The organism is Chloroflexota bacterium, from assembly GCA_034717495.1.
GTDB lineage: Bacteria > Chloroflexota > Anaerolineae > JAAEKA01 > JAAEKA01 > JAYELL01.
The window spans coordinates 97273-116750 of record JAYELL010000002.1 but is presented as its reverse complement, the minus strand read 5'-3'; the positions used below and the strand labels follow the sequence as shown (position 1 = coordinate 116750).

Genomic DNA, 19478 nt, shown 5'->3' with positions numbered 1-19478 from the left:
CCTCTCCGTGTCTCCGCATCCCCCCTCGCCGTGTCTCCGCATCCCCCCTCGCCGTGTCGCAAAGCCGCCGCCTACTCCGGCAACCCCGATACCGCCTCCACGAAGGTGGCCGACGTGTTTGCCCGAACGTCGTCCAGGGTGGCGCCTGGCATCAACTCCGTCAATACCAGCTCGCCGTCGACGAAACGAAAGACGGCCAGATCGGTGATAAGCACATCTACCGCGTTGCGTGCGGTTAGCGGTAAAGTGGCCTTGGACACGAGCTTGGAGTTTCCCTGTCGGTCGGTGTGTGTCATAGTGATGAGAAGGCGCCTGGCCCCGGTGGCCAGGTCCATGGCGCCGCCCACGCCCAGCAAGGGTTTTCCGGGCACCGCCCAGTTGGCCAGATTGCCCTGCTCATCCACTTGCAGTCCGCCCATAATCGCGGCATCGACGTGGCCACCGCGGATCATGGCGAAGGATGCGGCACTGTCAAAATAACTGCTGCCTGGCAGTGCTGTTACCGGTTGTTTGCCCGCGTTAACAGGATAGTCGAGGGCGCCCCCGGTCTGCGGCGCCGGTCCCACCCCAAGCATGCCGTTTTCGGTGTGCAGGATAATGCCATCCTCCGGGGTGATCAGATCAGCCACCAGGGTGGGGATTCCAACACCCAGGTTCACCACATCTCCCCGATTCAATTCTTCCAGCGCGCGCCTGGCGATGTTCATCCGTTTTTCACTGACTTTTTTACCGCTGGCAGCGATAGAGGCGGAACTGCCCAGGTCTTCCAGCGAAGTGTGGGCGTGGACGATGAAGTCGACGTAGCTTCCTGGTGTGTGAACGGCGTCGGGTGGAATGGCGCCAACCGGCACGATCTCCTCGACCTCGGCGATGACCAGATCTGCTGCTGTTGCCATCAATGGATTGAAGTTTCTTTCGGTGCGGCGATAGACCAGATTTCCCGCCGTGTCGGCCCGGAAGGCGCGTAGCAGCGCGACATCCGCTCTCAGCGCCGGTACGAAGAGGAATTCCTGGCCATCGATGGTCTTTGTTTCCTGCCCAGCGGCGAGCGGCGTGCCAGCTGCGGCAGGCGTGTAGAACCCGCCTATACCGGCACCTCCCGCCCTGATTGCTTCCGCCAGGGAACCCTGGGGAATCAGTACTACCTCCAGCTCCTTGCGCTGGGCCGCCTCGACAGCTTCACGGTTGGAGGTGAAGAACGATCCGATGGCCTTCTTCAGTTGACCGTTTCGCAACAGTCGCCCGCCACCCAATCCAGGCTCTCCAACATTGTTTGAGATCAGAGTCAGGTTAGCGACGTTTTTTTCTGCCAGGGCATGGAACAAATGAACCGGGTTGCCGGTCATGCCGAAACCGCCGGCCATGATGACCGCGCCATCGGGGATCATGGCAGCGGCTTGTTCGACGGAGAGTTGGGGTACCGTTTTCATAAGAATACCTTTCTATTTGACGACCCTGTTTGTCAGCCTGCCCAGCCCCTCGATCTCGACAGTGATCTCGTCGCCCGCCTGCAGGAAAACCTGGGGGTCGCGGGCAAAGCCGACGCCTTGCGGCGTGCCGGTCAGAATCACATCTCCAGGTCGCAGGGTGGCAATCTGCGAGATGTAGCTGACGATTAAGGGCACATCGAAGATCATCTGGCCGGTATTGTCATCCTGCATGATCTGGCCGTTAAGTGTGGTGCGAATCGACAGGCCATTGGGATTGGGGATTTCATCGCGTGTCACAAGGGCTGGCCCCAGCGGGCAGAAGGTGTCCAGCATCTTGCCGGAAGTGAATTGTTTCGTTCGATATTGCAGGTCTCTGGCGCTGACATCGTTGGCCACGGTGTATCCTGCTACGTAATGGATTGCCGATTCCTGTGAGACGGCTTTGCAGGTCCGGCCAATGATGATCGCCAATTCGCCCTCGTAGTCTACCTGTTCCGTGATCGGGGGAATAACAATATCACCACCAGCACCCAGCAATGAGCCAGCGGTCTTGTGAAACAACATGGGATATTCGGGTGGTGTATGGTTCTTTTCGGCAGCGTGGGCCAGGTAGTTCAGCCCGAGGCAGATTACCTTCTCGGGATCCAGGACCGGTGGTCGAAGGGTCACCTGGCCCAGGGCAAGAACCAGGTCGGCGCGTCCGTCGTCGGGTATTTTCTCAAAGGTGCGCTGTAGTTCTTTCAGCAGCCCAAGCCCTTCCTCCCCCATCTCAAGCAGGCCGATCATGGATGAAGGCAGCGAGTCCTGGTTGTTAGGCAGCAGGCGTTTGAGGCCTGTTTCAACCGGAAGAATATGATCGTCTTGCAGGATGCCCAGCTGGGGTCGATTTTCGTGTTGGAAGGTGATGAGGTGCATATCCACTCCGGAGTCGCCCGATGGTTGCGGAAGATTGTGCAAGTGCATTGTACCCGAGCCGCAGCGTACCCGTCAATCTGCAGGCCTCCCCGACACCCTTATCCCTGTGCAATCAGGCGAAATTGACCGACTCCTGGCTGTGATCTGTGGTATAATAGGTGCATTGACCCTCAAAACCACATATTGCGCACGGGAGGCACACCATGAAAGCGTTTCGGCTCATTTCCCTCATGATTGCCCTGGCCCTGTTGACCACCCTGGCTGTGGCGGCAGGCGCACCGGAACCGGCGACCCTGAACAATGGCGGCTGCAGCACATCGACTGGCATCTACGACCCTGCCTGCGATGTCGACCATGATGGCGATATCGACGTCCACGACATTCAGCTTACCGCCGGTCACTGGAGTGAGACCGGCACCTTCACCAGCGACAACGACCACAACCACCTGGGGCAGACCTGGGTGGGCATCGACAACCCTCTGGTCATCAGCGGGGCGTTTAGCTATCCTGACTATGCAGCTCCCCTCTGGCTCAGTAATAGTGTTGGAACCGGATTGGAAGTGGACTGGGTGGCCGGTGACGGCGTGTATGTGAATCATGCGGACAACAACGGCCTGCACGTGAACTCAGTGGGCGGCAACGGCGTGCAAGTGGATTCGGCGCACCAGAGCGGCGTGCAAGTGGACTCGGCGAACAATCACGGTGTTTGGGTGGGCACGGTGGGTGACGCCGGTCTGTACGTGGACTCGGCAGGCGGCGACGGCGTGTACGTGGGCTCGGCGACAGAGATCGGTGTGGTGGTGGAATCGGCGGGCAACCACGGTGTGCGTGTGGGCTCGACGGTGGGCGGCAACGGTGTGCATGTGGACTCTGCGCATGTCGATGGCGTGCACGTGGAATCGGCGGGCAATCACGGTGTTTGGGTGGGCACGACGGTGGGCGGCAACGGTGTGCATGTGGACTCTGCGCATGTCGATGGCGTGCACGTGGAATCGGCGGGCGACCATGGTGTGCGTGTGAGCTCGACGGTGGGCGGCAACGGCGTGCAAGTGGATTCAGCACAGCAGAGCGGCGTGCAAGTGGACTCAGCGAACAATCACGGTGTTAGGGTGGGCACGGTGGGTGACGCCGGCCTGTACGTAGACTCGGCAGGCGGCGACGGCGTGTATGTACACGAAGCTGATAGCAACGGTGTTTATGCCCACACCACCGATGCGGACGGTGAGTGGGGTCTCATCACCCCCGACAAGATCTCGGGCAGCAACGTTACCCTCAGTTCCCTCACCATAATCGCCCAGGTCACGGGCGACCAGGCCCTCACTGCCGGCCAGGTGGTGGCAGCGGTAGGAGTGACTGAACCGCTACCGGACAGCTCCGTACCACTGGCCCTGGTTCGTCCAGCCGATTCCGGTTCCTTCGGTGGTATCGTGGGCGTGGTGGAGGGGCGCATGGCGCTCACCCCCAAGCCCCGGCACGAGGATGAAAAAGACCAGGACCTCGTTCTGGAACTGCGCAGCGCCGAGGGCCCAGCCCAACCGGGCGACTACGTGGCGCTCACCGTGCTGGGCGTGGCTCAGGTCAAGGTGGAAGCCGGCGCGGATATCCAACCGGGGCGGCGATTGACGGCATCGGATGTGGCGGGCAACGCTCGTGCTCTGAAGAAGGTATGGGTTGAAGGTGTACGGCTGGCGGAAGATGCACCGTCGATTGGCATTGCCCTGGCTGCGCCGGAGCCGGGGCAGGACACCATCCCGGTCTTTGTCACGCTGCGCTAGCGTCGCCTCTCCGGCCGGTTGAGATGGTTTTCCATTGAATTGGGTTTACCGGCAGCCGGTCCTCATTCCGACACTATCACGGGCAGGTTGTCCAGATCGGGGGGATTCTCGATGAGAAAAGCGGCGATCCAAACCGTGCCCAATCCATCTACTTCCAGAGCCAGCCAATCGCCAGCCTGATTCCTGCCAATCACAGCGACCACTGTTCCCTCGGTCAGGCCACCTGCCCGATCGAAATCGGCGCCAGGGCCAGCCCTGAGATTGGATCCGGCATTGACCGTCGGTGGTTTGGGTGATGTTTCCCCCAACTGTTCCAGGCCGAGATCGGGCAGGTCAATCTCCGACAGGCCCGGAAGATTCAACTCCTCAAGATTCAGCTTGTCCAGGGGGAGATCATCCAAATCGAGGTTGATCTTTTCCTTCAGCTCATCGATCGCTGCCTGATTGGATTTGAGGCCGTCGAGACAGCTCTGGCCTGTTACGGTGGCCTGGCTGATGGCGTTGACATCCAGGTTGTCAATGCCGTCGAGGACAATGTCTACCGTCTTCTGGCAGTCACCGCATACGTCTACGAGGGCCTGGTAAATGCCTGCCACCCCCTCGGGGGGATCGACAAGATGAATCTGGTTACAGACCAGGCGCACGACCGTCAATTGGGCTCGTACCGAACCGGTCCAGCGCACATTTCCCATCTCTGGCGATTCCAACAGGGCGCCCAGGTTCTCCTGGGAGGCGGTCAACGTGGCAACCTGCCGGGCCAGTGGTAGAAGCTGCCGGCCTGTGTCGATGAGCTCCTTCAATTGGTCGGGAGAAACATCAGGCAGGTTGATCTCGTCGATAGTGCCGCTGCCAGGAATGTCGCAGGCCAGGGAGGTCACAAGGATAAGGACAGGGATCAAAAGAAAGGGAAGGAAAAGGCGGCTCTTCATGGGAATCTCTCCGTAAGCTCTCGGTAGCTACGTGGCAGGTACAGGTAGACGAGGAATAGGGAAACAAGTAGACAAGGAAACAAGTGGACCGGTACCTGCAATACCTGCTACCCGCAGTATTTCGACGTGAGCATCGATCGTCTGGCTATTATACGTTACTTGACGGGGTAATCGAAATGATCGCCGCAGCCCTGGCATCAAGAAAGAAAACTGATCCCACATGATTTGATCCAGAGATCGTGCGGATCTTGCCTGGTTGCCGGGATGAATCCCACATTCTGTTTGACGAAAGCGATCTTCCATGGTAAAATGCGCACGCATAACAAAGATTATGTGCAGAGTTCTGAACCACTGACAAGATGACGCTTTCCTGGGCCCAAGCACTGAACCGATTCGAGCTATACCTCAAAGAGAGCGGACTGGCTCAAAATACAGTTGCCAGCTACCGGCTTGATGTGCGCAGTTTTGTGAACTGGTTGCAGCAAGCAGAATGCAGCTCGACACCGGACACTTTCTCCTCGCTTGATGTGGCAGCCTATAAGCTGTACCTGCAAGAAGCGGTGGCTCGTCCACCTGCCAGCATAAACCGCGTGATGCAGAGCCTGCGCAAGTTCGGACGTTTTTTGCAGGCAATGGGTCTGCAACAGGACAACCCTGCGCAGAAGGTGCCATTGCTGGCCCTGTCGAGCCCATCGACGATCCGAGTGTTGACACAGGAGCAAGTCCAGCATCTCATGGAGATCGCCGAGGCGCCCAACTCCCGGAACGCGGCGCGAGACTTGGTTGTCCTCCATTTGCTGTTGCGTGCAGGGTTACGGGCCCGTGAGATCACCCTTCTTCAGATGGATGACCTGCAACTTGGCCAGCAGAGAGCCCTGTTGACCATTCGTCAACAGGGCAGAACAGCGGCGCGCACTATCCCGCTAAGCAGGGCGACGCAAGCCGCTTTGCAGGACTTTCTCGATCAAAGACGTCCGTCGGAGCCTGGCTGTCCCTACCTCCTTTTCGGTCGAGACGGGGGCCCGCTATCGATTCGCTCCGTGCAACAGAGCGTAGCCAATCTGGGAAAAGCCGCCAGGCTGGATCTTACAGCAAAATCGTTGCGCGATTTCTACGCGAGAGAACTCTGGAAGAGGACCGGTGATTTTGACCTGTTGGTACAACGTCTGGGTATCCGTCGCCCGGAGACTGCTGTGAAGTACATTACGGCCAGAACGATGGCCTGACATCGGCAAGAAGAGCTCAGTCAACGCCTGGATAGGAGAACACAATGGATTTTGCAATCGGTGACCACGTCGTTCACCCGAGATTGGGGACCGGACAAATCACCGGCGTGAGAAGTTTCGATTTGATCGAAGGCTATGAACGCTACTACGTCATCGAAATGAAGGAACAACGCCTTTCGGTGCGGGTTCCGATCGCCAATGCCGTTGAATTGGGCGTCCGTCCGGTCATGTCGAGAAGCAAACTCAATCGGGTTCTGGACATCCTTGGGAGCGCTCCCGACGAGTTGCCGGAGAATTCCAAAGCCCGGCAGGCTACTGTCCGCAAGAAACTGGAAATGGCCAAGGCGATCCCCCTTGCCGAGGCTGTACGTGATCTGGCCTGGCACAAGGAAGTGGATCATTTGACCAAGGCCGATAACGACCTGCTGAACTGCGGGCGAAACATGCTGGCCGAGGAGATGGCCATAGTGACCGGCAGCAATACCGAGGAGGCAGACCAACTGATCATGTCGGAGCTCTCCACTTTCATGAAGGAGAATCCCGATCTGATGGTCGCATAGTCATCCCACAAGCCTGGCTTCTTTTGGAGAACTGGAGTTGCACAGGTAACAATGTGCTTGGAGGACGGCAGACCGCGACACGGCCTTCAGAAGACCGCAGACGACGGACGGCAGTTGTGTGTCGGCAAGAATCAGCCGCGGTCTGCGGTCGGTGGTCAGAGAACGGCGGCCGGCAAGGTATCACTCCAACTGCGTAACATCAGTTAGAGAATAAAATGGGTGAAGAAACGGAAGATTGGTAACTGCGAAATGAAAAAAAAGATGACAGCTGAAGAACAGAAACTGAAAGAGAAGCTGGCGCGGTCTCAGGAGGAATTGGAGACGTTAAACAAGCGACTCCAGGATCGCCCCGAGTTGGGCTTGGGCACTGGCAGCACCGGCGTCTATTCCTGGGAAATGGCTCTGGCACGGAGCGGGCGGATCGAACAGCAGATCGAAGAGTTGCAACAGGCGTTGGCCCGAGTTGCCGCGGGGGATTATGGCCGATGCGATATGTGTGGCGAGCGCATTGATCCCGAACGGTTGGAAATCGTGCCGGCCACGACCCTGTGTGCAAAGTGCGCTCGCAGCCATGCTGCGCAGGCAAACGGACCGGCAACGAGCCGAACGGCAGTGCTATGAGCCAGGCCCAATTCTCGGTTTCCGTTGGCAAGCTGGACCTATGTGCCTGATCGGCGCATATCACGCCCAAAAAGCCTTCTTTCCCACTTTTCCCCTATTCGTGGACGGCCTGCGCCAGGAGAGGGGACAGTTGTTGGTTCTTGACTCTCGAGAAGCCCCGGAACAAACCCGGGAAGCAAGTGTGAGAAGCAGCCAGCACGACCGGTTCTCAGGATGGCGCATCCAGTTTCAACGCAAGCAGATAGCGGTGATGCGCCCAGACTGCCTTGAGTTGCCAGGGCAGCGGGGCTTCGTCCAGCCAGGCGTAGCGCAGGACCTCTTCCCGCAAATCGGGCTGAGTCCCCAGGTAGTAGGCCATAGTGGACCATTGCCAGTCATCGCCGCTGAATTGCCCTTGCAGGCGACTTGATCGAATGCCCAGCTTCTCCAGGACCTCTCCTGCCGGCATGACGGTATCGGGCCAGGGTGGTACGTCAAGCACACCCTGGTCGATGATTTCAAGCTCCAGGGCTTCCAGGTATCTCCTGATTGCTGCCATGTTGGTCCAACCTTCTCGCTGTCCAATGATTTCGAAGAACTCCGGTTCCAGCAGGTATTTCCGCAGAAAATAGCCCACCTGCCAGCGGTTGGGCATGGCAACAAAAATCAGCTTTCGGCTTACCCGAGCCAGTTCCCTTAACAGGCCTCGGCCGTCGGGCAGGTACCAAAGACCTGCCCATTCCCAGGCCAGATCGAAGCAATCGTCTGGAAAAGGCAGACGATCCCACTGCCGCACCTGGACCAGGTTCACCGGCAACGCCAGCTCGTCCCAAATGCATTGGATTCCTGCCAGGCGTTCAGCGTTATCGTCGGCAAGGGTTACCTGGCAACCAACCTGAGCCAATGCGACACTGTTGATTCCGCTGACGCCGGCCATGCCGTAGAGAGGGGCCTCAAGAACCTGTTCAACGCCGTGGGTTCTCTGAAGGGCCAGCAGAAAGTCGTTGAGAATGAAGCGCTCGTAGACCAGGCCGAGTCCTTCGTTGTAGTCGCTAAGATAGTGTTTCCAATCCATCGATTTTCGCTTCTCGTTTCCAGGATGGTTTCGGTGTTGCTACGCCTGGCCAGCAGTTTCAGCGCCAGCCATCGGGGTGGGCCCTGGCCTGGCCAAAGGTGTCGTGCCAAGATAGCGCCAGTTCAACCACAGGAACAACACCACGTTGATCACGGCAAGCAAGACCCGTTCCCCTTCCACCGATGCAAAGCTCCGATAGAGCCAGGGCGCGAAGGGTAATACTTCGAGCAGGTTTATCAATACCGTGAACGATAGCAGCAGGTAGGCAATCAGCAGACCGCGCTGGCACCAGGCGATCATAGCCAGAAAGGCCAGGGCTGGCAAGATGTAGCGTTCGTGGATCTCGGTGGGCAACATGAAAAAGCCGAACACGAGCATGCCGGCGGCGAAAAAAACATGCAACTCGTGATCCATTTCCTCTCGATTTTTCAGCCACCAGCCAGTTCGATCAAGCCGCCAGAGGACCAGCACTGCGTAGCCAGCCATCAGGAGCAGGCCGATCCACCTCAGGGACAGCGGGCCAATTACCTGGTAACTGTCCAAAAAGTGTTCTCCAAACAGCCGCTTGCCAAGAACATCGACCAGCCACCATGTGTTATAGGCATTGACGGTCAATTTGTCAAAATAGCCGACCGAACCCCCATACACCTGCATCATCGGTAGCAGCGTATTTGATCCCGCAAAGAGAATCAGGGTGGTAGCGAGGGTCCCAAGGCTGCCAGCGGCAAAGCGGCCCAATGATCTGTAGCCTGCTCGCCACGCGAGGTAAAGGAGCAATGGCAACAGCACCACGGCCTGCAGCTTAGTCAGCAGTCCCAATACTATCAGGACACCGGACATTCCCCAACGCCTGGTCAGGGCTGCCATAAGTGCAGCCAACAAAAAGAAGGTGTGGATCGAGTCTACCTGGCCCCAGAAGGCGCTTACATAAATTACCGCCGGATTGAGTGCCCAAAGGGCCGCCACCAGAAAGGCAAAGGTGGGAAAACTGTTTACCGGCAGCCATGCCCGGGCGAAACCCAGCCTGTTCGATCCGCTGACCCATCTCGCGCCCCGGTATAATAAAAACACGATGCCAAGATCTGCCAGCACCGCCGGCAGCTTAATCAAAAAACTTTGCAGAGGCGAAGCTGGCATCGCCGGAGCAATGCTCTTGTAGAGGAGTCCCGCCAGTGCCAGCCATGAAAGATAAAGTGGAGGATAGTTAACCGGAGGATCCCCATGGCTGTAGAGATAGGCCAGGCCCTGTTCGGCCCCTTGCTGCATCCAGGGTGCCCAAAAAGTTGTCAGGTCTGCATCATAGGGATCGGGAAGTGGCATGAGTACCAGCCGCAAGGCCAGGGCCACTGCCAGCAGTACCCATAGGTCACGTTGTTTTCCTGTCAAAACCCCGACACCTCATCAGCAAACGATTGCGGGATCAATCAGAATGCACCACCTCACCCGCGTGTCTGGTGGGATCAAAACCGGCCCACAGCCAGTTTTTCCCCGACGATTTCCTGGGCTATGGCAGCGTAGCCTCGAGCCGCGAGCAGTACATCCTCAAGCCGCACATGCTCGTCAACTGTGTGGGCCAGGGTTGGGTCTCCCGGACCGAAGCCGACCGTCGGAACGCCGGCAACCCCTCGCGTATAGGTTCCGTCGGAGGAGAAGGGCCAGATAATTGAGTGCGGATTCTTGCCAGTAACCCGAGCCACACTTTTGATAACCTGCTTAACCAGCGGCGCATCCCGGGGCATCAACCAGGGCGGATAGTACTCTCTGCCGCGGCTTACGTGTCCGGTGTAGGTTCGGGTCTCGTACTCGGCAACCCTGACCTGTCCTTTCACCCCCTCGCGCTCCATGATCTGTCGTACTTCGGCCACTGCCCGTTCCTGCGTCTCACCCAGGGTAAGCCGGCGATCGATGACCAGTTCACAATGATCAGGCACCGCGTTCCTGCTGTTGGCGGAACAGGTGATACCGGTCACTGCCATCGATCCCCGGCCCAGATCGGGATCGCCCGCGAGCCGAGTGCCAAGAAGATCGATGCCGAAGATGACCTTGGCGGCAGCATTCAGGGCGTTTTCGCCCAGGTGCGGGGAGGATGAATGGCAGGCGCGGCCCTGGGTCTCAACTCGCAGTTCGACGCGACCTCGTTGACCCAGGGCCACCTGTAAATTGGTGGGTTCCCCCAACACCACGTGGCTGGGCCAGAGTCCTTCCTGCTCCATGAGGATCTGCATGGCCATTCCTTCGCAGGGCTCTTCCTGTACGACCGCCGCAACAATGATTTCGCCTTCAAGAGAGGGCTGGCGGGCAAGCAGAGATTTGACGCCATAGATCATCGCCGCCAGGCCAGATTTCATATCCACAGCGCCGCGCCCAAAGAGCACTGCATTTTCCACATGAGCCTCGAAAGGATCGTGGGTCCAGGCGGCGCGGTTGCCTGTGCCGACGATATCCATGTGGCCGTTGAAGAGGAGCCGTCGCTCACCGCTGCCAATCCGTCCAATGATATTGCCTGCTCGGTCTCGCTGAACCGACGGAAAACCGACGCGCCGCATCTCATCGGCGACGCGGGCAGCCACTGCGGCCTCCTGACCGGAAAAACTGGGAATGCGAATCAGTTCTTGCAGGAATTCGATGCAGGCTTTTTCATCTTGAGGGGTCAGTGGTGTCATGGGTCCTATCCACGCTTGCCGGCCTGTGTAGTTGGGGCTGTGCCTTCTGCGGCTTTGAAATAGAGATGGTCAGAGTGATCTATCAGGCGATTTTGTGGGCGTCAATAAGCGCCGCTCCCGGCCAGCACCTTTGGAATGGTCCGGAACATGATGCTCAGATCGAGCAAAGGCGACCAATTCTCAATATAGTAGATATCCAGCAATACCATCTCGTCAAATGGAATGTCGCTTCGGCCGCTGATCTGCCAGAGTCCAGTGATCCCGGGAGCTGTCGCCAACCGCGTCCGGTGCCAATCGGCATAGCCTTCTACCTCTTCAGGAAGGGCGGGTCGCGGTCCCACCAGGCTCATATCCCCTCGCAGGACGTTCCACAGCTGGGGAAGCTCGTCCAGACTGCTCCGGCGCAGAAAACTGCCGGCTCGGGTGACCCGGGGATCATCTTTTATCTTAAAGAGGGGGCCGTCGGCCTCGTTTAGATGCCGGATCGCATCTTTTTTCTGGTCGGCGTCCTGGACCATAGTGCGAAATTTGTAGACCTCGAAGCCTTTTCCATTGCGTCCGATTCGGGGCTGACGAAAGATTGGCGAGCCGGGGCTATCAAGCCGGATGATCGTGCCGATGATCAGCAGTATGGGCGACAAGATGATCAGGCCAATTCCCGACCCAATCATGTCGATAAGTCGCTTGGATGCTCTTGCACCACTGCCGAGTTGTGCCTCGCTTGGACTCATCATCGGGATGCCAGCCACGTCCTGTAACTGGACCGAGCTCAAGCTCATCTGGAACAGATCAGGCACGACGCGCGGGCGCACTCCTGCTCTTGTACTCTGACTGACCAGATCCAGGATTTTGGTTCGGAAACGCCAGGGTATCGCAATGATGACTTCGTCGGCTTGTTGTTGCTGGAGCACCTCTGCAAAATTCTCAATACTTCCCAGGGCAGGAATCCGGCCGATGTCCTTGCTGCCGCGTTCGGGGTCATCGTCCAGAACGCCGACGACCTTGTAGCCAAGTTCCGGTCTTGCGACGAGATTTCTTATGACGCTCAGACCGACGCTGCCGGACCCAACGATAAGCACACGATCTACCCCGATTCCCCGGCTGCGCAGGTATCCGAGAAGCATCCTTCGTATCACCCGGGCGAGGATCAGCAGTACAATGATCAAGGCCGTGGCGTACACAAAAATGAGGCGGGAGTAAACCAGCGGACGCCAGAAAAAGACGATAAATACCATCACCACGAACCCGGTGGTGGTACCGTTGATAACTGCATAGATTTCATCGCCAAAGGTTCTGGATCGGCTCGGACGGTAGACACCTTCCAACAAGAAGGCCACGAGGATCAACCCGGCAAGGAGAATCGCCAGAGGAATGTATGGCTGGAAGGTTGTGTAAAAGGCAGGATCGATGTCGCGAAACCATTGAAACCGATAACGGATCTCGTAGGCGAGTCCGAAGGCCACGAAAATCAGGATGATGTCGACGATGGCGGTTATGAGATTCACCGTCTTCATCGTGCGATGACTCACGAGTCGCCTCCGGTTATTCCCAGGGCTTTGCGGTAAACAGCGGCGGTCTCGATGGCAGTGCGCTGCCATGAAAAACGCGCCGCTTGCTGCAATCCCAGTTGCACAAGTCTATCGGCCAGGTCTTGATCCTCAAGGATGGCGATCAAGGCGTCCGACAACGAATCCTGCGATTCCGGATCGACCAGAATGGCCGCGTCACCCGCGACTTCGGGCAGTGATGAGCGCATCGACGTAACTGTTGGGGTTCCCGAGGCCATGGCTTCCAACACCGGCAGGCCGAAACCTTCTAACATCGACGGGTAAGCAAATACCGCTGCAGCACGATACCACCAAACGAGTTCCTCATCGGGAACATAGCCGGGGAAGAGCACATCCTGTTGTAGATTTCGTTTGGCGACTTCCTCGAAGATCGAGTCGTAGCCCCAACCCTTGCCGCCCGCCAGCACCAATTTCAGGTTGCTCGCATCAGGCACAACGGACTTGACCCGATCGAAGGCGGCCACCAGGTGCACCAAGTTCTTGCGCGGTTCCAGGGTTCCCAGGTGCAAGATAAAGCGCTCGGGCAACCCCTTCTGCCGGCGGAATTCCGCGACTCGAGCGGATGGCGCCGGTTCAAAACCCTCGTCGACGCCGTTGTAGACCACGTCAATCCGTTCGGGGGAAACCTGCCAGGCATTGATCACATCCTGCCGGGTCGCTTCAGAAACGGCGATGACCCTGGTTGCCGTTTGGACCGAACGGGGCACCATGGTCCGCAAATAGTGTCGCTGGAATGTGGGAAACGCCTTCGGGTAATGCCAGAAGCTCAGGTCGTGGACACTGATCACTGAGGGACATCGAGCGATTATCGGATTGATGTTGACTGTGCCATGTATCAAGTCAAGATCGTGGCGATCGATCAATGCAGGCAGTGCCAGCTGTTCCCACAGAATTCGCTGCAGCGGGCGTCGTGTGTTCCACTGGCCGCTGTTTTTTACAGCCATGCCGTTTACCGATAGCTGCGAGTTCCCGGGGAGAAAGGCTGTCAATTGGATGTCGGGAGCAACTGAGGGAAGGTGAGTAAGCAACTGCCGGATATAACCACTCACACCCGCGCTACGATACGTGCCACCGTCCGAGAGCAGTTGGCCGTTGATACCGACTCGCGCAGTCCATTGAGCTGTCACGAGCGCAATTATACCACGGAGCCAGTCAGGTTGGAAGCAGTCGCAATGCTCTCTGCCGCGGCCTCCGGACCCCCAAGGCGGGACATTTGGGTCCGCCAATGCAGGTCATGGGATTACGCCAGGACGAACGGTCAGCCGGAACCGGTCAGTTTTTCCTCGGGCCGACGAATGACAGTTGTGTAAACCGCCGTATCGGTGGCGCCGAATCGGTATTTGTAGACCTCATCACCCTGGAGAAAATCGAAAACCGAGTAGCCTCGGTCGATCGCGTCCTCGATGACCAACCCGGTCAATACGATCCCCGGACTCAGTTCGCGATACCTGTTCGGATCATAGCCGGAGTTATATAACAGACAGCGGTCCTCGTAGCATAGGCTGAGCATGGATGCCGCCTTGTCGCCATTGACCTCGATGAAGGCCAGACTCAGCCAACCCGAATCGTACATGGCCCGGGCAATCTGGCGAAAGAACTGTTCCATCTCCCCGGTCATGAAGCCCTCTTTGGCCTCGGCGCTCAAGCGATGGAGCCGGACAAAATCATCGATTTCCGCGTCCAGGGCCCGGGTGTCGTCAACGACGTACCAGTTGACATCAGCCTCTCTTTGAATCTTCCTCTTCTTTCGCCTTATTTCGTGACGCTGTTTTTTATCCAGGCGCGTCTGGAGATAAGTTTCCCAATCTTCAGGCAACTGGATAACCGGGCAGACGTCCTCCAGGCGGGTAATAGCGTGTAGACCCCGGGCAGCAGCATGCTCAGGCAGATACCGGTGACTGGGGGAATGTTGCGCCAGGTTGCAGAGTGCCAGAACATCCCAGTCGGGCGCCTCGGGCCCCAGCAACCAGTCGAGGAAAGCCCTGAAGACTTCTTCTTCGCGGCCGGCAGCGATGATCAGGTCAAGGTAATCGGAGACTTCTATGCAGCCAATCGTGTCCAATTGCCGCTCTCCCTCTGCGTTGATGGTCAGGTAGAGGGGAACAATAGCGACAAGCTCGCCCTGATCACGCCAGGTAACGACCCATAGATCTCCGGTTCCCAGGTTGTTCCACCAGGTGGTCTGCCACTCCCAGGTCAGGAACGGCGTATTGACCTGGCTTTGGGCCAACAGGGTATTCCACTCAGCCCGCAGTTCTGTCAAGCTTTCTGCGTCGCGGTAGATTTGACGCTCCAAGTGGCATTCTCCTCTCACGGATGACGATCGGTCTGTGACAGGGCTTGATACCGAAACGGCATCTGGAGCAGGATTAACCAAGGAAAGAGGCAAGAACGGCCACCGTCACAGCGACGATCACCGTCAACAGGAGCAGCCCGGCCCATGGTGCCAGCGTGCGCAGGATATCCTGTAACGGAGAGCCGCCGGTGGGAATCTGCTCCTCCTCATCCGACGATGGAACAGGAGTCATGGCGTCCTCGATCCCGGGCCAGGGGGTAGTCGTTCCGGTGGCTTCGACGGTAACCACGGTCACATCGGGTGCCAGTATATCTGTCGGCAGCCTCTCGATGTCGAGATCGTCGGGGATGAGCACAACGGGGGGGGTAAGCATATAGTCGATCGGCGGTGGCATAAACTCCTCAGGCGGCGGCATAAACTCCTCAAATGGTATGAACTCCTCTTTCGGAAGATTATAGGGCACTGGCACTGGCAGGGGTTCTGAACAGCTCAACAAGGCCACATCATCCAGGTACATCGCGGTAGGGCCGCGCGTTCCGTCGTTACGAACGTTGAAATAGACGGTTAGCAGCTTGCCCCGGTGGCGGGTGATATCGAACTCCTTAAGGAGCCAGCTGGACGTGTTCTCCGTGACACGCCACAGCAGCTCAATCGTTGCGCCACCCCGGTTCGGATCGAGCAACACCAACTCCTGGTAATTCAGATTGCCGGCAGTCCCATACGACTCGGGATAATAGCGAAATCGGATCGTTGCCCTTGGAGTGTCAGCCGGCACGTACACATCCTGCCGTATGGAAGAGAAGGAATCGACGTTTGGCAGTTCTTGTGCAATTCCCAATCGCATGCTTCGGGTGCCGGCATAATAGGGCGTGGGCACATAGGCCGCGGGCCGGGCGGTTTCACCAAGGAACCATGTACCGTCCCATTCGAAACCACCATTTTCGATCAGATCAACACAGCCTGCGGGAACGGTGGGAGCCACCGTTGGCCACACTGTTGGATATACCGTCGGCCATACTGTCGGGTACACCGTGGGCCACAACGTCGGGTACGCCGTTGGCCACACTGTCGGATACACTGTTGGCCACGACGTTGGATATGCCGTTGGGCTGCCAATAACGGTCAATCGCCCGTTGCCTCCGGCACTGGTGTCAGCCCAAACCTTGGTCGTGCCACCGTTGCCGCTGCACCAGGCAGTATATTCGTAGAGGCCTGCGGACAGGGATCCCAGATTGATGCCGTACCGGTCGGCACTGCCACCCGGGGCGTCACCCGAATAATACATCGGTGCATCGATGATATTGGTCCACGGACCACCGAAAGAAGCGACATTGCCGTAGTGCAAGAAACAGAAGATGCCCTGTCCCTGTCCCGGTGAATCGGTGACATAGCGCGCGAAGACGTCGACGGAAATATAAAGGGCACTGGTGCTGTCGATGGTCTGCGGGTTGTTGCCGCCCGGATACAAATTGCTCACCGAGTTGATCACCACGCCTGGGGTAGTGGTAAGGGTCGGCCAGGGTGTGAAAGTGGGAGCTGCAGTCGGTATGGGGGTACCGGTGGCTGCTGGGGTTACGGTGGTGGCAATAATCGTCAGCCTGCCGTTGCCACCGGTCGCACTGTTGTCCGACCAGATTTTTGTGGCGCCGCCATTGCCCGAACACCAGGCGGTGTATTCATAGAGTCCTGCGGGCAACGGCCCCATATTTATGGCGTAACGGTCGTTGTTGCCGGCGTCCTGGTAGTAGGCCATCGGCACATCGTCGGTATTGAACCAGGGTTCACCGAAGAAATTGACCTCACCGAAATGTAAGCTACAGCCAATGCCAGCCCCCTGTCCAACGGATTCGGTCACGCCAGGCGCATAAACGTCCACCGTGACGAAGAGTGCACTTTGATCATCGATGGTCTGTGGATTATTGCCGGACGGGTTCAGGTCGCCGACCCAGCTGATCGTTACGCCGCTGCCCGGCGGAGTCGGGGTGGGCGAAGGCGTGGGTGGCATCCCGGTACAACTGGTCACGCTCACATTGTCCACGATCATTGCCGTGCGACCACCAAAACCGTCGTTGTAGGCATTGAAATAGAGGTCGAACGTACCGCCGATGTAGTCGTTGAGAGGAATCGTGACTTGCTGCCAGCTGGGGTTGTTCAGCAGGACCCGCCAGAGTACCGCCACCTCGCTGCCGCTGCGTTCGTTGGCGCCAGGAGGCAGAAGTAGCAACTCTTGCTTGTCGGCACCGGCACCAGCCTCGCTTTCGGTCCAGACCCAGAAGGTTACCTGGGCGCTGCTCGCATTCGATGGGATGGTAATCCTTTGTCGAATGGATGAGTAGGCGTTGACATTCGGTTGATTGCGGATGCCCATCTGCATGGCCCAGAAGCCGTCGAAGACCGGCGACTGGACATAGCGGGCAGGGGATGCACTATTGCCTCGTTGCCAGGCGTGGCGAGCCTCGAACCCACTATTGGCAATCAGGTTGGTGCACGTCTGAGCTTCGGGAGCTAAAGCCTTGGCTGGCGGAATGGCCGCGCTTAGACTCAGTGTTATTGTGACGAGCAGCCACAGGAGGATGAGGCGGCGGAAACGGGTCATTCGGCGGCTTCCTTCTGAGAATCGAACATAGGACGCAAGGTATCAAGTGTCTATTTTACCATAATTGCGCAACATAATCAATCAGAACGGCAGCGGGTTTTCGATAGCGTATGGATTTGACTTACCTGTTCAGTTGCACTATAATCTGTCGAGATTTCAGTGGACGCTCCTCTACCGCGGGTCGTATGGGAGCGTTGTATTCGGTGGAGGGCTAGCTTTCCGGCTTCTCTCCGTGACAATCACCCAAAAGGGGGTTGTGATCAGCAGCAAAACGCAACGAATAAATGAAGGCATCAGGGCGCCCGAGTTGAGAGTAATCAGTGCCGACGGCAAGCAACTCGGTGTTATGCCGCGATCTGAAGCCCTGGCATTGGCTCAGGAACAGGATACCGATCTGGTGGAGGTAGCCCCTCAAGCAAGGCCGCCCGTCTGTCGCCTGATGGACTTCGGTAAGTTCCAGTACGAAAAAGCAAAGCGGGACCGTGAAGCCCGCAAAGCCCAGAAGCAAGTTGATGTCAAAGAAGTGCGCCTTCGCCCAAAAACCGGCCAGCACGATATTGACGTGGGATTGCGTCGAGCCCGGCGTTTTCTCAACGATGGTGCCAAGGTCAAGGTACGGGTACGTTTCAGAGGCAGAGAGATCACCCATCCCGAAGTGGCCCGGGACCTTTTGGCCCGGTTTGCAGCCGAGTTGGAGGATGTTTCTGAAATTGAGAAACGGCCTGGCATGGAAGGGCGCAGCTTGTTAATGATTCTGGCCCCCAAGGTGGATAAGAAGTAAACAGTACCTGGCAGGTGCCGGTTCTTTGGGAACCTCAGCTGTCAGGGTTGTCAGATCGAAACGATAGTTTCCTGGTTGCCCAAAACGAGCGGTACGGTTTTTTGTGCCCCTTTTTTGGACCGCAGACCTGTGCTGAACGAAGCCGAAGCACCTGGTTCTGGCTTATCCAGGTTAGGAGAAACGACGTGCCAAAGATTAAGACTCACAAATCGACTGCCAAACGCTTCAGGTACTCCGGCACCGGCAAACTCATGCGAATGCGCCAGGGCAAGGGCCACTTGCGGCGAAAAAAGTCGTCGAAGGTAAAGGCCACATACCGCTACGCCCACGAGGTTGAAGCCAAGGGCGAGCGCGACCGCGTTAAGCGCCTGGCTCCCTACAAGTAGGCCTGGCGAAATCAAAACAGTGCAAAAGGTAGATAACAATGACACGAGTTAAACGTGGTGTGACGGCTCGAGCCCGTCACCGCAAAGTACTGAAGCTGACAAAGGGTCAGAAGGGTTCCAAGCACCTGCTCTTCCGACGTGCCAACGAAGCGATGTTAAAATCGCTTTGGTATGCTCATCGCGATCGTCGGAACCGCAAGCGTGACTTTCGACGCCTGTGGATTGCCCGTATCAATGCCGCTTCCCGGCTGAATGGATTAAGCTACAGCCGCCTGATTTACGGCCTGAAGCGGGCAGACATTGCCCTGGACCGGAAAGTGCTGGCCGATATCGCCGTTCGTGATGCGGCAACTTTTTCGCAATTGACCGAGCTTGCTCAGGAGTCGTTGATCTAGGAAACATTTGGGGCGCATCCGGGGAGTCTGGTGTTACGGGGAAGATGCCCCGGTCACTTCATAGTGTTTCCGGTCGGGACGTTTGCACCGGTAGCCTCCTTTTGGGATTACAGCAGAGCACCATGGCGTCGGGCAAAATGGCAATGCCCGGCGCTTTTTTCGTCCAGGTTTCTTCGTGACCGGTTGCAGAAAAGCATGAAGTGTTGTATCATCACCTGTGGTATTATCTCATGATTATCATTCATCTATTCATCTGTGTCCGGAAAAACCTGTTGGCCGCCTG

Annotated in this window: 17 protein-coding genes; 7 read left to right on the top strand and 10 right to left on the bottom strand. The window is 57.6% G+C overall.

The genetic code is table 11. From position 1 onward, the window contains the following. Positions 1 to 71 precede the first annotated feature (71 nt). Together U9R25_01725 and U9R25_01720 are read right to left on the bottom strand one after the other, a co-directional pair. A complete protein-coding gene (locus U9R25_01725; GenBank protein MEA3334599.1) occupies positions 72 to 1430 on the bottom strand; it encodes a 3-oxoacid CoA-transferase in 1359 nt (452 codons plus the stop codon). A gap of 12 nt (positions 1431 to 1442) precedes the next feature. Beyond that, on the bottom strand, positions 1443 to 2345 hold the full coding sequence (locus U9R25_01720; GenBank protein MEA3334598.1) for a fumarylacetoacetate hydrolase family protein: 903 nt from the start codon (positions 2343 to 2345) through the stop codon (positions 1443 to 1445). Between the two features lie 203 nt (positions 2346 to 2548). Between U9R25_01720 and U9R25_01715 the strand changes: the two genes are divergently transcribed. Next, positions 2549 to 4120, top strand: coding sequence for a hypothetical protein (locus U9R25_01715; protein ID MEA3334597.1), 1572 nt, complete (start codon positions 2549 to 2551; stop codon positions 4118 to 4120). A gap of 62 nt (positions 4121 to 4182) precedes the next feature. Here U9R25_01715 and U9R25_01710 read toward each other — a convergent pair whose 3' ends face one another. Next, positions 4183 to 5049: an SH3 domain-containing protein gene (locus tag U9R25_01710; protein ID MEA3334596.1), complete on the bottom strand. Its 867-nt coding sequence runs from the start codon at positions 5047 to 5049 to the stop codon at positions 4183 to 4185. A 359-nt stretch (positions 5050 to 5408) separates the two neighbouring features. On the opposite strand from U9R25_01710, the gene U9R25_01705 reads away from it, so the two are divergent. From U9R25_01705 to U9R25_01695, 3 genes are all read left to right on the top strand, one after another. Next, positions 5409 to 6275, top strand: coding sequence for a tyrosine-type recombinase/integrase (locus U9R25_01705; GenBank protein MEA3334595.1), 867 nt, complete (start codon positions 5409 to 5411; stop codon positions 6273 to 6275). Positions 6276 to 6319: 44 nt separating this feature from the next. Next, positions 6320 to 6835, top strand: coding sequence for a CarD family transcriptional regulator (locus U9R25_01700; protein ID MEA3334594.1), 516 nt, complete (start codon positions 6320 to 6322; stop codon positions 6833 to 6835). 261 nt (positions 6836 to 7096) lie between these two features. Next, positions 7097 to 7456, top strand: coding sequence for a TraR/DksA C4-type zinc finger protein (locus U9R25_01695; protein ID MEA3334593.1), 360 nt, complete (start codon positions 7097 to 7099; stop codon positions 7454 to 7456). Positions 7457 to 7664: 208 nt separating this feature from the next. Here U9R25_01695 and U9R25_01690 read toward each other — a convergent pair whose 3' ends face one another. The 7 genes from U9R25_01690 to U9R25_01660 form a co-directional block, all read right to left on the bottom strand. Continuing rightward, positions 7665 to 8510 carry a methyltransferase domain-containing protein gene (locus U9R25_01690; GenBank protein ID MEA3334592.1) on the bottom strand — a complete coding sequence of 282 codons (846 nt, stop codon included), beginning with the start codon at positions 8508 to 8510 and terminating at the stop codon, positions 7665 to 7667. Positions 8511 to 8549: 39 nt separating this feature from the next. After that, positions 8550 to 9896, bottom strand: a complete 1347-nt coding sequence (locus U9R25_01685; GenBank protein MEA3334591.1) for a hypothetical protein — start codon at positions 9894 to 9896, stop codon at positions 8550 to 8552. A 74-nt stretch (positions 9897 to 9970) separates the two neighbouring features. Beyond that, positions 9971 to 11173, bottom strand: a complete 1203-nt coding sequence (locus tag U9R25_01680; protein MEA3334590.1) for a YgeY family selenium metabolism-linked hydrolase — start codon at positions 11171 to 11173, stop codon at positions 9971 to 9973. 101 nt (positions 11174 to 11274) lie between these two features. Next, entirely contained in the window at positions 11275 to 12702 is a 1428-nt protein-coding gene (locus tag U9R25_01675; GenBank protein MEA3334589.1) for a sugar transferase, read from the bottom strand. Further along, complete coding sequence (locus tag U9R25_01670; GenBank protein ID MEA3334588.1) at positions 12699 to 13868, bottom strand: glycosyltransferase family 1 protein; 1170 nt, start codon at positions 13866 to 13868, stop codon at positions 12699 to 12701. Before U9R25_01670 ends, U9R25_01675 begins: the two co-directional genes overlap by 4 nt. Positions 13869 to 13999: 131 nt before the next feature. Continuing rightward, positions 14000 to 15037, bottom strand: a complete 1038-nt coding sequence (locus U9R25_01665; GenBank protein MEA3334587.1) for a GNAT family N-acetyltransferase — start codon at positions 15035 to 15037, stop codon at positions 14000 to 14002. A 73-nt stretch (positions 15038 to 15110) separates the two neighbouring features. Beyond that, positions 15111 to 17633, bottom strand: coding sequence for a PT domain-containing protein (locus U9R25_01660; GenBank protein MEA3334586.1), 2523 nt, complete (start codon positions 17631 to 17633; stop codon positions 15111 to 15113). Positions 17634 to 17865: 232 nt separating this feature from the next. Between U9R25_01660 and infC the strand changes: the two genes are divergently transcribed. The 3 genes from infC to rplT all read left to right on the top strand — a co-directional run bounded on the left by infC (position 17866) and on the right by rplT (position 19195). Continuing rightward, a complete protein-coding gene (gene infC / locus U9R25_01655) occupies positions 17866 to 18414 on the top strand; it encodes a translation initiation factor IF-3 (GenBank protein ID MEA3334585.1) in 549 nt (182 codons plus the stop codon). 185 nt (positions 18415 to 18599) lie between these two features. Next, the gene (gene rpmI, locus U9R25_01650; GenBank protein MEA3334584.1) at positions 18600 to 18800 is read left to right on the top strand and encodes a 50S ribosomal protein L35; all 201 of its coding nucleotides are present in this window, start codon (positions 18600 to 18602) and stop codon (positions 18798 to 18800) included. Positions 18801 to 18838: 38 nt separating this feature from the next. Then, on the top strand, positions 18839 to 19195 hold the full coding sequence (rplT, locus tag U9R25_01645) for a 50S ribosomal protein L20 (GenBank protein ID MEA3334583.1): 357 nt from the start codon (positions 18839 to 18841) through the stop codon (positions 19193 to 19195). The last annotated feature ends 283 nt before the right edge of the window (positions 19196 to 19478 follow it).